This is a genomic window from Serratia sp. 1D1416, assembly GCF_003641105.1.
Classification (GTDB): domain Bacteria; phylum Pseudomonadota; class Gammaproteobacteria; order Enterobacterales; family Enterobacteriaceae; genus Serratia; species Serratia ficaria.
Genome location: NZ_CP032738.1, coordinates 595561 through 611130 on the forward strand (window position 1 = coordinate 595561; position 15570 = coordinate 611130).

Annotated in this window: 16 protein-coding genes; 2 read left to right on the top strand and 14 right to left on the bottom strand. The window is 64.2% G+C overall.

The genetic code is table 11. The features are described from left to right. Nucleotides 1-178 precede the first annotated feature (178 nt). The gene (locus tag D7I37_RS02865; RefSeq protein ID WP_061798694.1) at nucleotides 179-931 is read left to right on the top strand and encodes a M48 family metallopeptidase; all 753 of its coding nucleotides are present in this window, start codon (nucleotides 179-181) and stop codon (nucleotides 929-931) included. 41 nt (nucleotides 932-972) lie between these two features. Here the strand turns inward: D7I37_RS02865 and D7I37_RS02870 are convergent, their stop codons facing one another. The 14 genes from D7I37_RS02870 to D7I37_RS02935 all read right to left on the bottom strand — a co-directional run bounded on the left by D7I37_RS02870 (nucleotide 973) and on the right by D7I37_RS02935 (nucleotide 13933). Continuing rightward, nucleotides 973-2613 carry a thiamine pyrophosphate-binding protein gene (locus tag D7I37_RS02870; RefSeq protein ID WP_061798692.1) on the bottom strand — a complete coding sequence of 547 codons (1641 nt, stop codon included), beginning with the start codon at nucleotides 2611-2613 and terminating at the stop codon, nucleotides 973-975. A gap of 50 nt (nucleotides 2614-2663) precedes the next feature. Further along, nucleotides 2664-4133, bottom strand: coding sequence for an aldehyde dehydrogenase (locus D7I37_RS02875; RefSeq protein ID WP_061798690.1), 1470 nt, complete (start codon nucleotides 4131-4133; stop codon nucleotides 2664-2666). Nucleotides 4134-4149: 16 nt separating this feature from the next. Next, nucleotides 4150-4944 carry an aspartate dehydrogenase gene (locus D7I37_RS02880; RefSeq protein ID WP_061798689.1) on the bottom strand — a complete coding sequence of 265 codons (795 nt, stop codon included), beginning with the start codon at nucleotides 4942-4944 and terminating at the stop codon, nucleotides 4150-4152. Between the two features lie 15 nt (nucleotides 4945-4959). After that, nucleotides 4960-5754 (bottom strand): SDR family oxidoreductase, encoded by a 795-nt coding sequence (locus D7I37_RS02885; protein ID WP_061798687.1) that lies wholly within the window; start codon nucleotides 5752-5754, stop codon nucleotides 4960-4962. Further along, the gene (locus tag D7I37_RS02890) at nucleotides 5751-6569 is read right to left on the bottom strand and encodes an alpha/beta fold hydrolase (RefSeq protein WP_095099157.1); all 819 of its coding nucleotides are present in this window, start codon (nucleotides 6567-6569) and stop codon (nucleotides 5751-5753) included. Before D7I37_RS02890 ends, D7I37_RS02885 begins: the two co-directional genes overlap by 4 nt. Then, on the bottom strand, nucleotides 6569-7093 hold the full coding sequence (locus D7I37_RS02895; protein WP_061798684.1) for a cupin domain-containing protein: 525 nt from the start codon (nucleotides 7091-7093) through the stop codon (nucleotides 6569-6571). Before D7I37_RS02895 ends, D7I37_RS02890 begins: the two co-directional genes overlap by 1 nt. A gap of 30 nt (nucleotides 7094-7123) precedes the next feature. Then, nucleotides 7124-8386: an MFS transporter gene (locus D7I37_RS02900; RefSeq protein WP_061798683.1), complete on the bottom strand. Its 1263-nt coding sequence runs from the start codon at nucleotides 8384-8386 to the stop codon at nucleotides 7124-7126. Nucleotides 8387-8408: 22 nt separating this feature from the next. Then, a complete protein-coding gene (locus tag D7I37_RS02905; protein ID WP_061798681.1) occupies nucleotides 8409-9620 on the bottom strand; it encodes an NAD(P)/FAD-dependent oxidoreductase in 1212 nt (403 codons plus the stop codon). Next, nucleotides 9617-10558: a VOC family protein gene (locus D7I37_RS02910; protein ID WP_061798679.1), complete on the bottom strand. Its 942-nt coding sequence runs from the start codon at nucleotides 10556-10558 to the stop codon at nucleotides 9617-9619. Before D7I37_RS02910 ends, D7I37_RS02905 begins: the two co-directional genes overlap by 4 nt. 110 nt (nucleotides 10559-10668) lie before the next feature. Beyond that, the gene (locus D7I37_RS02915; RefSeq protein WP_061798677.1) at nucleotides 10669-11463 is read right to left on the bottom strand and encodes an IclR family transcriptional regulator; all 795 of its coding nucleotides are present in this window, start codon (nucleotides 11461-11463) and stop codon (nucleotides 10669-10671) included. Between the two features lie 26 nt (nucleotides 11464-11489). Beyond that, nucleotides 11490-12245: an SDR family oxidoreductase gene (locus tag D7I37_RS02920; protein ID WP_061798675.1), complete on the bottom strand. Its 756-nt coding sequence runs from the start codon at nucleotides 12243-12245 to the stop codon at nucleotides 11490-11492. Continuing rightward, entirely contained in the window at nucleotides 12242-13285 is a 1044-nt protein-coding gene (locus D7I37_RS02925) for an aromatic ring-hydroxylating dioxygenase subunit alpha (RefSeq protein WP_095099160.1), read from the bottom strand. Before D7I37_RS02925 ends, D7I37_RS02920 begins: the two co-directional genes overlap by 4 nt. Before the next feature lie 19 nt (nucleotides 13286-13304). Beyond that, nucleotides 13305-13613: a recombinase-like helix-turn-helix domain-containing protein gene (locus tag D7I37_RS02930; RefSeq protein WP_061798671.1), complete on the bottom strand. Its 309-nt coding sequence runs from the start codon at nucleotides 13611-13613 to the stop codon at nucleotides 13305-13307. Nucleotides 13614-13615: 2 nt separating this feature from the next. Beyond that, the gene (locus tag D7I37_RS02935) at nucleotides 13616-13933 is read right to left on the bottom strand and encodes a non-heme iron oxygenase ferredoxin subunit (protein WP_061798670.1); all 318 of its coding nucleotides are present in this window, start codon (nucleotides 13931-13933) and stop codon (nucleotides 13616-13618) included. 396 nt (nucleotides 13934-14329) lie between these two features. Here D7I37_RS02935 and D7I37_RS02940 point away from each other — a divergent pair, with 396 nt between their 5' ends. Then, nucleotides 14330-15565: an MFS transporter gene (locus D7I37_RS02940; protein ID WP_129543289.1), complete on the top strand. Its 1236-nt coding sequence runs from the start codon at nucleotides 14330-14332 to the stop codon at nucleotides 15563-15565. Nucleotides 15566-15570: the final 5 nt, after the last annotated feature.

Sequence of the window (15570 nt, forward strand, 5' to 3'; positions counted from 1 at the left end):
TAAAACGGCAATCCCTAATGCCAAATGAGAGCGAGTTCACAACTTATTAGCACGATTGGACGGTTTTTCGGAATAACACTATTCTCGCTACGCCTGACGTACACTAGTCTCATGCGGCAAGATTTCCCAAAAGCAAAATTGCACCGTTCCCTTGTTACTATCACAGGAAGATGGCCTTATGAAAATTCGTACCTCTTTGATTGCATTAAGCATTGCCACCTTGGTAAGCGGCTGTCAAAACCTGAATACCAGCACGCTGATGCAGTCCGGAGCGCAGGCGTTCCAGGCGGCAACGCTGAGCAATGACGACGTGAAAACCCTGAGTGATAAATCCTGCGCAGAGATGGACAGCAAGGCACAAATCGCGCCGGCCGACAGCACCTACGCCAAACGCCTGAACAAAATCGCCGCGGCGCTCGGGGATAACATCAACGGCACGCCGGCCAACTATAAGGTCTACGTGACCAAAGACGTCAACGCTTGGGCGATGGCCAACGGCTGTATCCGCGTATACAGCGGCCTGATGGACATGATGACCGACAACGAAGTGGAAGGCGTGCTGGGCCATGAAATGGGCCACGTGGCGCTGGGCCATACCCGCAAGGCGATGCAGGTCGCCTACGGCACCGTGGCGCTGCGCACCGCGGCCTCTTCCGCCGGCGGCATCATCGGCTCGCTGTCGCAGTCGCAGCTGGCGGACATCGGCGAAAAACTGGTGAGCGCCCAGTTCTCCCAGAAGCAGGAAAGCGAAGCGGATGACTACTCGTTCGACCTGATGAAAAAACGCGGCATCGATCCGAACGGCCTGGTCACCAGCTTTGAAAAACTGGCGAAAATGGAGGCCGGCCGTCAAAGCAGCATGTTCGACGATCACCCGTCTTCCGAAGCGCGCGCGCAGCACATTCGCGAACGCATCGCGGCAGGCAAGTAACAACCAAAACGCCCGGCAAGCGCCGGGCGTTTTTCATTGCATCAGTACAAGGTCTTCTGCGGCGGCCCGGCAAAGGTCAGCGGCCCGACGCGCTTCATGTCCACCTCGACCACCGACGGCCCCGGATAGTTGATCGCCTCCGCCAGCACGCCGTTGAACTGCGCCGCATCGTCCACCTTCCAGGCTTTCAGCCCCATCGCCTCGGCGACCTGGGTAAAGGCCGGCGTGTGCAACTCGTTGTAGTACTGACGGCCGGCGAAATACTTGTCCTGAATGCCGCGCATCACGCCGTAACCGCCGTCGTTCATGATCAAGAGCGTGATATTGACCTGCTCCTGCGCCATGGTCGCCAGCTCGCCCAGCCCCAGCGCCAATCCGCCGTCGCCCACCAACCCCACCACCTTGCGTTGCGGGTTGGCGATCGCGGTGCCGATCGCCATCGGCAGCCCCATGCCGATGGCGCCCGCCAGCGAGTGGATATTGCACAGCGGAGAAATGGCCCGGAACAGGCGGCTGCCCCATACGCTGCCGGAGACGGTGATGTCGCGCACCAGCAACCCGTCCTGCGGCAGCGCGGCGTCGATGGCGTCGTTGAGCCTGACATACTCGCCGGACTGCTGGCGCAGCGCGCTCTCCGCCTGCTGCACCGCGCGGGCAATGTCTGCATCCCAGTCGGCGTTAACCTTTTCGGCCGGGCTCAGCCGCGCCGCCAGCGCATTAAGCAGCGCCGCGCAGTCGCCGTTGACCTGCTCGTCGGCCAGATAATTGCGGTTGGCCGCCGCCGGGTCGATGTCTATCTGCACCAGCGGGCGCGGCAGCGGCAGCGTCCAGGTGCGGGTTTCGTTGCTGCGCAGGCGCGAACCGGCCACCAGCGTCAGGTCGCATTGGGCCAAAATCGCCTCGATGCTCGGCGAGTTGTGGAACGCCCGCAGGCTGCGCGGATGGCTATCCGGCAGGATGCCGCGCCCGTGGGTGCTGGAGATCACCGCCACCCCGGCGTCCGCCAGCTTGCGCACCGCTTCGCCGCAGGCCAGCGCGCCGCCGCCCAGCCACAGCAGCGGCCGCCTGGCCTGTTTCAGCCGCTGATACAGGCGCTCCACCGCCTGCGGGTCCGCCGCCGGCAGCGCAGCCGGCGCCGGCGGCCGGCTCAGCACCGCGCTGGACACCAGGCTGCTTTGAATATCGATCGGGATCTCCACCGCCACCGGACCGCAGGGCACCGTCTGCGCGTCCTGGATCGCCCGTTGGATCACCGCCACCGCCTGCTCCGGGGAATTGACCCGGTAAGCGCGCTTGGAACAGGCGCCGAGGAAACCGAGCTGATCGCGGGTTTCGTGAATGAAGCCGGCGTCGGCGTCCAGGTAAGCCTTTTCCACCTGACCGGTGATGTGCAGCAGCGGCGTATTGGCGTTCAGCGCCTCAATCATCGCGCCGACCGCGTTGCCCGCGCCGGCGCCGGTGCTGGTCAACGCCACGCCGAGGCCGGAGAAGCGTCCGTGGGCGTCGGCCATGGTAACCGCCCCCGCTTCGCCGCGCGCCGGCACGAAGCGGATCTGGCCGCGTTGCCCCACCGCATCGGCAATCGGCAGATTATGAATCGAAATGATGCCGTACATCGCCGACACCTCATACTGCTCCAGAGTCCGGGCTATCGCCTCGCCAACCGTCATTTTATCGCTCATCATCAGCCTTCTTGTATGTTCGTTGTAGGGTTACGTACGGGAGATCGCGCCTAATCGCTCCAGCGATTCACCTGATGGCTCAGCGCCAGGTACAGGCTTTTCTGCTGCATGTAGGCTTTGATGCCGTGCAGGCCCTTTTCGCGGCCCAGACCGCTTTCTTTAAATCCGCCGAACGGCGTGGAAATCGAGAATGTCTTGTAGGTGTTGATCCACACGGTGCCGGTTTCCAGGCTGCCCGCCAGCGCCATGGCGCGCGGGAAGTCGCGGGTCCAAATGCCGGCCGCCAGCCCATACACCGAGTCGTTGGCCTGTTCAATCAGCTGGCGTTCGTCGTCGAACGGCAGCGCCACCAGCACCGGGCCGAAAATCTCTTCCTGGCAGACGCGGGCGTCGTTGTTCAAACCTTCGATAATGGTCGGCAGGTAGTAGCTGCCGCCCGCCAGCAGCGGATCCGCCGGCGCCTCGCCGCCGATCGTCACCTGTCCGCCTTCCTCGCGCGCCAGCGCCACGTAATCCGCCACGCTCTGGCGGTGTTTTTCGCTGATCAATGGGCCGAGATGCACCCCCGGCACCAGCGGATTGCCGACGCGCAATCCGCCCGCCAGCGCCGTCAGGCGCGCCAGCAGCGGCTGATAAACAGAGCGATGGACGAACAGCCGCGAACCGGCGATGCACGCCTGCCCGGCCGAGCTGAAGATGCCGTAGCAGATGCCGCGCGCCGCCTGCTCCAGATCGGCGTCTTCCAGCACGATGGTCGGCGATTTGCCGCCCAACTCCAGCGAGGTCGGGATCAGTTTGTCGGCGGCGATGTGCGCCAAATGGCGCCCGGTGCCGGTGCCGCCGGTAAAGGAGATCTTTTTCACTAACGGGTGACGCGCCAACGCTTCGCCGATCACCGAGCCTTTGCCCGGCAGCACGCTCAGCAGCCCGGCGGGCAGACCGGCCTGTTCGAACAGCTCCGCCAGCTTCAGCGCCATCAGCGGCGTGGCCTCGGCCGGCTTGAGGATCACCGCATTGCCCGCCGCCAGCGCCGGCGCCACCTTCTGCATCTCGCTGGCGATCGGCGAGTTCCACGGCGTAATGGCGGCGATCACCCCCAGCGGCTGATACTGGCTGAGCGTCATCACCTCGGCGCTGCGCTGGGTCGGCAGTTCCCCTTCCAGCACCTCGCAGGCGGCGGCGAAATAGCGTGCGGTAGCCGCCGCGCTGGCCACCAGGCCACGGGTTTCCGCCAGCGGCTTGCCGTTGTCGCGGGTCTGCAGTTCGGCCAATTGCTCCTGCTGCGCCAGGATCAGATTGCTGACGCGATAAAGGATCGAAGCGCGCTGATGCGGCATCAGACCGCGCCACTCCGGCTCGCGCCAGGCGCGCTCCGCCGCCTCCACCGCCTCGTTCACATCTTCGATGCCGGCGGCGCGCAGCCGCGCATTGACGCTGCCGTCGGCCGGAAACACCGAGGCCATCTCTTCGCCGCGGCCTTCGCGCCAGCGCCCGCCGACAAAAATAGTTAACCGTTCCATGCTTCGCTCCTGCCTCTCAGGCAATAAAACCGCCGTCGACCAGACGACGGCAGGCCTGCACCGCGCTCAGCGCCGCCAGGGTTGATGTTTTGGGATTGCTCGCCAGCGGATTGCCGCTCAGCTCGATATGAAATTCGCCGAAGTCGCCGCACACCTGCAGCCGATGGGTGTTGCGTCGGGTCGTCGGGTCGACCAGCAGCCGCACCCGGGTGGCGTCCATCCCCAGTCCGTTGAGGGCGATGGTCGCCGCCACGTTGGCGTTGGCCGGGAACAGCCGCGCCGCCTCACGCGCCGAACCTTCAAAAAACACCTGCGCCTCGCTCACCGCATCGAGGTCGATCAGCTGCTCCGCCTTGCTGCCGCGCCAACTGGCCGGGCTTTTGCAGGCCTGGTAGGTGACGCTGTCCAGCCCGCCCTCGCGCGCCGACGCCAGCCCATCCATGCCCGCCACCGCGCCGGACAGCACGATCACCTGCCCCCGGTGTTGCCGGCAGGCCTGTTGCAGCCGCTGCTGCAGCGCCGCGTCCGCCAGCGCGCCGGTGGAGATCACCGCCAGCGGCCAACCGCGTTGCAGCACCGCTTCGCCGAATTCCGCCACCGCCTGCTGGCTGGCGCACTCCAACACCAAATCCGGCCGTTCGGCGCACTGGTCCGGATGGGTCAGCGCCTGCACCCGCCCGCCGAAGGCGCTGTCGATCGCCGCATGATGGGCTGCGCGCGCCAGGATCCAGCCTGCCGATACGCCGTCCGGCAGCCGGGCCAGCACTTCCTTCGCCATCGCGCCGTAGCCAATCATCATGATCTTCTTCATCGTTATCCCCTGCGATTACAGATGGCGGTTAAAGCCGCCGGAGACGTCCAGCGCCGCACCGGTGGTAAAAGAAGCCAGCGGCGAAGCGAGGAACAGCAGCGCGCGCGCCGGTTCCTGCGGCTTGCCGAGGCGTTTCATCGGAATGCCCCGCCGTTCGGCGATCGCCGCCGTCCACTGTTCCCAGGTTTGCTCCTTGTCGCCGCGCGCCTCGAAACGGCGGCGCCACTGGCCGGATTCCACCATGCCCAGCAGGATCGAGTTGACGCGGATGCCCTTCTCCACCAGCTCTTTCGACAGCGTCAGCGTCATATTGAGCAGCGCCGCACGCGCCGCCGAGGTGGCGATCATGTGCTCCTCCGGCTGCAGCGCCAGCAGCGAATTCACGCAGGTGATCGAGGCGATGTCCGAACGCTCCAGCGCCGGCAGGAACGCCTGCACCGGGTTGATGACGCCGAACAGCTTCAGCTCGGCCTCATGCAGCCAGGCCTCGCGCGGCGTCTGATCGAAATGGGCGACAAAGCCCTGGCCGGCGTTGTTGATCAGCAGATCCGCACCGCCGAAATGCGCCGTCACCTGGGCGGCGAACTGCGCCACCTGCTGCGCGTCCAGCACGTCGCAGCGCAGCGCCAATATGTCGGCCTGGGGAAATTCATCGCGCAGGCGGGCTTCCGCGCCGGCCAGCTTCTCCCGATCGCGGCCGCAGAACGCCACCCTGGCCCCTTCCGCCAGCAGCAGCCGCAGGGTTTCAAAACCGATGCCCGACGAGCCGCCGGTCACCACCGCCACCCGTTTTTCAAGCTGAAAATTCATGGTTGAATCGCTCCCGTAAAATCCTGCACATAGCGGTTAAAACAGGCCGGCGCGTCGAGGTAGCTGGCGTGGCCGGCGCCTTCGATCAGCCGCAGCGGCGCGTCCTGCTCCCGCGCCAGGCGGCCCGCGCCCTCCGGCGGCGTAATGCGGTCTTCATCGCCGCACCACACCTCCAGCGGGCCGCGATAACGCGCCAGATAGCCGCCGATGTCGTCGTTGGCCAGCATCCAGGCGGCGCTGAGAAAGCCGTCGGGATCGAGCTGCTGCATGCCGTTGCGCACCCAGGCGATATTTTGCGGATCCGCCCCCGCACGCAGCAGCGCCGCCGCCCGTTGCTCGCCATAGCCCTGCGGCCCCAGCGTTTCCATCATCTGTTTGCGCTGGCCATACACCTGCCGCCGCTTTTCTTCCGGCGCGGTGGCGTAGCCCTGCGCCGGGCTCGCCAGCGCCAGCCCGCACAGCCCGTCGGGGTAGCCGGCGGCATAGGCGCTGCCGATCAACGCGCCGAGCGAATGGCCGACGATCAACGGCTGCTCCAGCCGCAGCTCGGCCACCAGCGCCGCCAGCGCCGCGGCATAGGCCGCCGCAGTGGCGTTCGGCTCCGCCAGCGGCAGGCTGCCGCCGTAGCCCGGCGCATCCCAGGCCAGCAGACGGTGCCCGTCGAGCAAGCCGCGGTCGTTGAACTGCCTGATCCACGAAGCGGAGCTCGAGCTGATGCCGTGCAACAGCACCACCGGTCGCCCGCGCCCGGCCTCGCGCCAGCCGAGGACATATTCCCCGCGGCGCACCTGCTGACGTTGCGGCAGGCGGTTCATCAGTTGCGCTTCACTTGGGATAACGGATGATCCGCCGGGTAGGTCGGGGTTTCCGGCTTGGCGGTGCCGAGCATTACGCACATCAGCGCCTCTTCCTCGCCGTGGTTGAACAATCCGCGATAAACGCCGGCCGGCACCGAGATCAGGTCGCGTTCCTTGAGCTTGGTCTCGTAATAGTCTTCGCCGTCCTGAATCATCAGCGTGATGCTGCCCTTGAGCATGAAGAACACCTCTTCCACGTCGTCGTGCAGATGCAGCGGGCCTTCGCACTTCGACGGCAGCACCATGGTGGAGAAGGTGAAATTGCCCGCCGGAATGGTGTTGGTGTCGCTGGCCACGCCAGTGGCGCCGGTGCCGATGTAGCGCATCTGCGCGCGGCGGTATTTCGGGTCGAAGTCGGCCTGGAACTTCAGCGCGTTCCAGTCGTATTTGCGGCCTTCGAAGCGGGCGATGCGCGATTCCACCCAGTTTTCCATCGACAGTTCCTGCGGCTTGACGCCGGCTTTGTTATCAACCTGAGACATGTTGTCACTCCTCATTACGTCAGACGATTATCAGTACTTTTTCAGCAACGGCAGCAGAATGATGCAGCCGATGAAGGCCATCACCACCAGGAACAGCAGGCCGTTATCCATGTTGCCGGTGGCGGCGATCAGCGCCCCCATCAGCACCGGCGCCAGCGCGCCGGCAAAATTGCCCAGTCCGTTGAAAATGCCGCCGGCGGTGGCGCTGACCTTGCTGCTGGTGGCTTTCGCCAGCAGCGCGAAGATATTCGGCGCCCCGGCGCCCCACATGAAGGTGCTGAAGGCCATGGCGGCGATCACGCCGTAGGTGCCCTGTAGATGCAGCACCAGCGCCAGCCCCGCGCCGGCGCCGCACAGCGATAGGAAGCAGGCCAGCGCGCGGCGATCCAGCTTGTCCGACAGCCAGGCGCCCAGCACTTCGCCGAGCAGCATGGCGATGAACGGCAGCGAAGACAGGTAGCCGGCGTGCTCCAGGTGGATGCCCTTGCCCTTGATCAGGTAGCTCGGCAGCCAGCCGTTCATCCCCCACAGGTAGGTGAGGAAGGCGATGTTGAACAGGCAGATCATCCAAAAGTGCGGGCTGCGCAGCAGCTCACGGCGATGCTGTTTGCGTTCGGCGATCGCCGGTTGGGAAACCGTGGCCGCCGCCGGACGCGCCACGTTCAGATGCCGCATGCCGAACAGCACCAGCAGCATCACCGGCAGCGTCAGAAACGCCATAAAGAAGAAGGTGGTCTGCCAGTCGAAGGTATTGAGGATGTACAGCGTGACCGGGAAACCGAGCGCGGCGCCCAGCGGCGTGCCCAGCAGCCACAGCATGGTGGCGCGCGCCTGCAGCCGCTGCGGAAAAGCCTGGCGGATAATGGCGTAGGCCATCGGCAGCAGCGGGCCTTCGGCGATGCCGAGCAGGATGCGCAGCGTCATCATGGCGTGATAGGAGCGGGCCATGCCCATCAGCACCATCAGCACGCCCCACACCACCATCATGCCGATCAACACCTTGACCGGGTTCAGCCGGTCGCCGATGCCGCTGAGCAGCATCGAGGAGATGCCGTAAGAAAACAGAAACGCGCTCATCAACAGCCCCAGCCGCGCCGGATCAAAGCTGATGCCCAGCGCCTGCTGGAATTCGCCGTCGGAAAACAGCGCCGCGATGCTGATCTTGTCGAAAAACGCCAGCAGCACGCAGGCAAACAGCGCGATCGGCACCGACCAGCGCACCCGCTGCTGCGGATTTTCGGCAACGGCTTCCCCCACCCGTCCAGCGCGGGCGTCAATGTCTTGCGTAGTCATGAAACGCTCCCGAAATCGGACGTTATTTCAACGCCATCAGAGAAAACTCCACGTCCGCCAACTGCTGCGGTTCCAGTACCCTTCCGCTGGCCAGCCAGCGTTTGCCGAGCTTGATGGTGCGCGCGTCGTTGAAGGCCACCATCTGCACCAGTTGCCGGTCGGCGTTCAGCGTGAAGAACACCCGCGACTGCGGCGTGCGCCGCACGATGTGGTGCACCCCGCCGATCGGCACGCCGAGGATCTGAATATTGACGTCGTATTGATCCGACCACAGCCAGGCCACATCGTCGTAAGGGGCGGCGAAGGCGTCGAGCATGGCGCAGGCGGTGCTGATGGCCTGGTTCTGCGCATAGGCCCAGGACTGCAGGCACAGGCCGAGCGTCGGGTGGCGCGCCACGTCGCCGGCGGCGAAGATCGCCGGGTGGCTGGTGCGCCCCTGGCCGTCGACCACGATGCCGGCGTCGACTTTCAGCCCGGCGCTGTGCGCCAACTCGAGGTTAAGTTCTACGCCGATCCCCACCACCACCAGATCGAACGCCTGAGGATCGCTGATTTCGCTGCCGATCCAGGCCACGCCGTCGCGGTCTTCCAGCGAGATCTCGCCGCAGCCGCACAGCACTTTCACACCCTGCTGTTGATGCAGTTCGAGCAGCGCCTGGGATACCCCGGCGCCGACGCTGCGCATGCACAGCGCAGGCTGGCGTTCAAACACCGTCACTTCGGCGCCGAGGCGGCGCGCCGAAGCGGCGATCTCCAGCCCGATCCAACCGCCGCCGACGATCGCCAGCTGGCGGCAGCCCTGCAGCGCCTGGCGCAGCCGGGCCGCATCGTCCCAGGAGCGCAGCGTCATCACCCGCGGGTGGCGGGCCCAGGCAGCATCGGGCAAGCGCGGCCGGCCGCCGGTGGCGATCAGCAGTTGATCGAACCGCAGCCGTTGGCCGTCGCTGAGGGTGACTATCTGCCGCTGGGCATCGATCGCTTCGGCGCGCAGCGGGCGGCGCCAGTCGATATTCAGCGCCGCCACCGTCTGTTCGCTGAACAGCCGGCTGAGCGGCGCGGCACCGTCCAGCAGCGCCGCCTTGGACAGCGGCGGACGCTCATAAAAGTCGTAGGGCTCGTCGCCGACCACCGTCAGCCGGCCGGCGTAGCCGCGGTCGCGCAGCGTTTTCGCCGCCCAGCCGCCGGCCTGGCCGCCGCCGATGATCAGGATGCCCGCCGGTTCTGGCTGGCTCATAGCGCCTCCGCCTTTTTTTGCTGGCGACGGGTGTCGTGATCGATGCCGCCTTCCACCGCCCATTCGGTGAACGACACCAGCGAATGTTCCAGCTCGCGCGGCCGCCAGTTCTCCGTCAGGAAATCGTCGTTGGTGTAGTACTCGAACGCGCCGCCGGTCGGGCTGTTGACGTACCAGAAATAGGCCGAGGAAATCGGGTGGCGACCGGGGCCGATGAAGGTGCTCCATTTTTCCTTGTTCATGGCGATGCCGCCGCCGATCACCTCATGGATGTCGCGCACGGTGAACGCCACGTGGTTCAGGCCGCGCGGGCGGTTGGGCAGCTTCAGCAGGAACAGGTTATGGTGGCCGCCGCGCGCCTGGGTGCGCAGGAATACCGCGCGGTCGATATAACGATCCGATACCTGGAAACCCAGCACCTCCCGGTAGAAGCGTTCGGTGGCCGCCAGATCTTCGACGAAGAACACCACGTGGCCGATGTTGATCGGCTGCGCCTGCGAATACACCGGGCTGGGCTGATCGATGCGGCGCACGTCGCCCCATTGGTTGATCGGCGTGACGGGCACATCAACTTGCCGCTGACGGCTGACGCCAAACCGCAGCGTCATGCCGTTGGGATCGACGCACTCCAGCTCTTCGCCAACCTGACGGAAGCCCGGCATCTGCGCCAACAGCGGCTGCAGCGCCGCCAGTTCGGCCGGGGAAGCCACGCCCCAGGTCATGCGGCGCAGGGTGGAGCCGCCCTCGAACGCCGCCGGCAGCGCTTCGCTTTGCTGCGGATGCAGCACCACGCGCGCCCCGCTCAGGGTAGCGAATTCGCGCTGGGGTTCGCCCCAGTGCTGCGTCACAGACTGCAGGCCGAAATCCTGCATGAATTTCTCGCAGGTAGACAGATCTTCGACGCCAAACTCCAGCTTTTCGATTCCGATTACGCTCATTGGTTGTGCCTCACGTTCTCGCTGAATGCGGTTTTCAGGCATGATCGAACCCCGGCCCCCGTTTTTCATGGGCCTTATCCCTGCCTGAGTAAAAGAGTAAATCCGGTCGGCTAGCCGACTTTTGCCTGCGGCGGCGCCCCGAGGAAGCCGGAGATTTTTTCCGCGGCGTCCCGCACTTCCATGCGCAGCCGTTCGCGATCCGCTTTCGGGATCTCATCGAACGGCACCATGATGCTGACCACCGCCTCGACCCGCCGTTCGCGGTTGAAGATCGGGTACACGATCGAGGAGATGCCGTGGCGGAAGAAGGACTCGCCGATCACATAACCGCGCGCTTTGTCCTGCTGCACCATCTGCCACAGCGCCTCGCGATCCGCCGGGGTGCCCGGCGCATTGCCCGGCAGCTGCGCCTGCGGGTACAGCTGTTCGAACTCGTCGCGGGTGGCGCTGGTCAGCAACATGCGGCCAAGCGAGGTCTGGTGCACCGGCAGACGGGTGCCGACGCTGACCTGATTGATTTGCGAACCGGCGGCGCTGACGCGGGCGATGTAGATCACGTCGCGTTCGTCGCGGATCGCCAAATGGCTGCTGCACTGGCTGCGATCGCGCAGCTGTTCAATCACCGGCTGCCCGGCCTGCGCCACGTCCAGCGAGGCGATATATTCGAAGCCGAGGCGCAGCACCTTGATGCCCAACGCGAAGGTGTTGGTGCGCGGATTGCGCTCCAAAAAACCCAGATGTTCCAGCGTTTGCACCACCCGGTAGGCGGTGGCCTTTGGCATGTCGACCAGGCGATGCAACTCGGCAAAGGTCATTTCCTTGTGCTGCTCGCCAAACGCCAGCAGCAGCTGCAGCCCGCGATCCAGTCCCGGGATCAAATACTTACATGCGTGATCGTCCGCCATGTGCTGCTCCTGGCTAAAGTGTTGAGTTAGTTGAAGACGAAGCCGCCGTTGACCGGCAACAGTTGACCGGTGACGAAATCCGCCAGCGGCGACAGCAGGTAAAGCACCGTGCCGTTCACATCGTCCGGGTGCTGCGCCCCGGCCAGCGCCCTTCCCTGTTCATACAGCTGATGACGCTCGGCGGGCACGTATTCGGTGGCCTCCACCCGCGTCAGGCCCGGCGCGATGGCGTTGACGCAAATTCCCTGCGGGCCCAGCTCGCGCGCCATCGATCGGGTCATCGCGATAATCGCCCCTTTGCTGGCCACGTAGGCCATCAGGCGCGGCGCGCCCCACAGCGCGGTATCCGAGGCGACGTTGACTATCTTGGCGTGCGGGTTCTGCGCCAGCAGCGGCACCGCCGCCTGGCTCACCAGCCAGGTGCCGCGCACGTTGACCTGCATCACCCGATCCCACAGATCGATATCGTATTCCATCATGGTTTTGCCGCCGACGCCGGTGGCCAACGCCGCGTTGTTCACCAGCCCGTCGATCGCGCCGCCGGCGGCGATCGCGTCGAACGCGGCGGTGATCGACGCCGGCGACGCCAGATCGATGGTCTGGGTTTCCACCAGAGCGCCCTGTTCACGCAGACCGGCGGCGCTGTCCGCCAGCTCGTCCGCCAGAATATCGCACATCACCACCCTGGCGCCGGCGGCGGCGATGGCGGCGGCGAAGCTGCGCCCCAGGCCGCGCGCCGCGCCGGTAACCAGGATGCGCTTGCCGGTCAGCAGGCCGTTCACTGCGCCGCCTCCCGCTCGCCGAGCATCGCCAGCTGCTTTTGCGCTTCTTTTTGCATCATGCGGCGCAGGCGGGAAAGGCCGACGTCGTGCTGGTAAAGATATTCGCGGCCGCGGGCGTTAGGCGCCATGTTTTCCAACACGATGCGATCCTGCTCCAGCACGTCCCAGTGCAGCGACTCGAGACGGTTGCGGTACATAAAGCGCCAGATATCACGCTGCCAGTCTTTCACCCTGCGGATGCGCCAGAAGAATACCCGGCAATGATCCTTGTCTTCCGGCACCACCATGCCGATGATCCAGAAGTGGCCGCCCGGCCCGAAGCGCTTTTTGTACGGGATCGACAGGCGCATCCAGTAGGCGCCGCTGCTGCCGAACTCCACCCAGTCAAAGTTGACGCCGATCTGGCCGTTTTTCTTGAAGATAAAGCCGCAGTCGGTGGGCTCCAGCGCCATATCCGCCTTGCGATCTCCTTCCGCCATCGAGTGCGAAGAAGAGTGCAGGTAGGTGCCGTGCATGGGATCCATGACGTTTTCCAGCGCGTACTGGTAGTTGCAGTCCCAGCTGGCGGTGCACAGGAAGTTGCTGTACGAGACGTCGTCCGCCAGCTCCTGCGGGAAGGTCAGCTCCGCCGGCTCTTCTTCCGCGGTGACGCCGAAATAAAGGAACACCGCGCCGTAGGCCTCTTTCGCCGGGTAGGATCGCAGGCATTTCTGCCCCACCAGCGGGCACTTGTCTACCGCCGGCACGTCTTTGACCGTACCGTCGCCGCCCACCTCCACGCCGTGATACCAGCAGGCGATGCGATCGCCGAGGTTCCACCCCATGGAAAGCCGCGCACCGCGGTGCGGGCAGCGATCTTCCAGCGCGTGGATGGCGCCTTCAGCGTCGCGCCATACCACGATCTGCTGCTCCAGACGGGTGATGCCGACCGGGTTGTTGCCCACTTCCCAGCTGGCCAGCACCGGGTACCACAGGCCGCGCAGCCCCTGGTCGAGATAGTCTTGCAAATTCTGTGCGGAGGATGTTGTGTTTGCCGTCATTGCCTTCTCCCGGAGGTGCTCAGAAACCGTTAACGTGAAGGAATTCGCGGAACGTCGCCTCATTCCACGGCTGGCCGCTGCGATCGAACAGGCGACGCTGATTCAACGCGCTGACTATCTGTTCCAGCTCTTCCGCACCCTGTTCGAAGATCTCTTCCAACGCCGCAACCAGCGCGGTTTCAAAACCGTCCGGCAGCCGGGCGCGGTTTTGCCAAATCACGTTCTGATACTGGCCCGGCTGATGGATCTGGCCGTTGCCGCCTTCACGCGCCGGGATCACCTGTTGGGTGTCCGGCAGCCAGGGATTGAAATCGGTGATGTGCTGCATGGTTACTCCTCCGCGATAAAGGTGATCTGAATTTGGTTGTCGATCACCCGGGTGGCATAGGTTTGCAGATCGCGGCCGCCCGGCTCGCGCAGGCATTGCCCGGTGCGCACGTCAAACAGCGCTTCGTGCAGCGGGCATTCAACCTTGCCGTCGTCAACAAACCCCTGGCTGAGCAAGGCATAAGCATGTGGGCAAACGTCTTCCAGCGCGTAGTAGTTGCCGTCGATCAGGTAAACCCCGACCTCTTTCCCTTCCACTTTGGCGGAGAAAGGAAAATCTTCTTTCACCTGAGACACTTCACACACGTTCTTCCAGCTCATTGCTTTTGTCCTCTATCTGATTGTTTCACATATGAAACTCAGTTTCTTATTTAATACAGCCACTATATGTCTGGTGAATCTTTCGTCAAGGGAGCAAGACGGCAATTGTTAATGAAAGGTTGTTTAAAAATGACAAATGCGGAGAGGATCACGAAAAAATGCACCGATATGAAAAACTGATGAACCTTCTGCGTTCCATAAGGAATTTATCGCGAAAAAAACGTTGATCTGGCCGGTGTTATGCGGGTAAAAGTTTTCCCTCACGGGTCGAAACATCATTTTAAATAACAATTAATTTACATTTAATCGATTGAACCTGCCTTTCTGCGCCATGAAATCAGCGGGTTAGTTTCTTGTCGCCTGAATTTGACCATCGCCCGCCAAAAGGAGCGCATCGTGCAACAACGTCAACGCTGGTTCGGGGTAGTCGCCCTGCTGTTTTTGATCGTCATCGCCTACGTGGATCGGGTCAATATCGCCGTGATGCTGGTCAACCCCGAGTTCCTGCAGCACTTCCAGCTCGGCGGCAACCGCGCACATCAGGGCGTGCTGATGACGGTGTTTCTGCTCGGTTACGGACTTTCCGCCATGCTGCTGACGCCGTTCCTGGAAACCTTGATGGGTTACCGCCGCGCGCTGACGCTGAGCATCCTGCTGTGGGCGCTGCTCACCGCCGCCTCGCCGCTGGCGGGCTCGATGCTGCTGCTGCTGGCGGTGCGCGCGCTGTTGGGCGTCAGCGAGGGGCCGCTGTTCTCGCTGAAAACCATGTACATCGGCGACCATTTCGCCGCCGACCAGCGCGGCAAACCCAATGCGGTCAGCGCCCTGGGCGTTTCGCTGGGGCTGGCGATCGGCTTTCCGCTGGTGAGTTTCCTGATGGCGCACTTCGGCTGGGCGATGTCGTTTTATCTGCTGGCGTTGATCAACCTGCTGCTGGGGTTGGCGCTGGTACGGCGGTTCATTCATCCGGCTTCGCGGCCGCCGCGCGCCGTGGACCGGCGGCCGGTGCTGCGCCGCGTCTGGGAGACCTTCGCGCAGGCCTGGCGCACGCCGATGCTCGGCTGGATCATGCTGATCGAGATCGCCACCCTCAGCTACCTGTGGGGTTCCAGCTCCTGGCTGCCGGCCTATTTGATCGACGAAAAAGGGTTTTCCATCAAACAGATGGGCTGGATGGCGGCGCTGCCGTTCATCGTCAGCATCGGGTCGAAATACCTCGGTGGCGTGCTGCTCGACCGCATTCGGCCCTATCAGGCGCCGCTGATTTTCGCCTGCGGCGGCGCGGCGACGGCGCTGTGCATCTACGGCCTGATGCACAGCCAGCAACTCGGCTGGCTAGCCTTCTTCCTGCTGGCGGCCAATGCCTGCTGGGGCGCGCAGGGCGCGGCTATCCCCACCCTGCTGCAACACTACGCGCAGCCGCAGGCGGTGGGCAGCGCCTATGGGCTGATCAACGGCGTCGGCAATCTGTTTTCGGCATTCGTGCCGATGATCATGGGGATGGTAATGGCCAGCCAGGGCAAGGTGTCTTCGGGGTTCGCGGTGTTGGTGGCGTCGCAGCTGGTGACGCTGTTGGCGGGCGGCGTGCTGTTCAGCCGGATGCGGATGACGCGCGCGGCGCGGCGGGCATAGGCTGG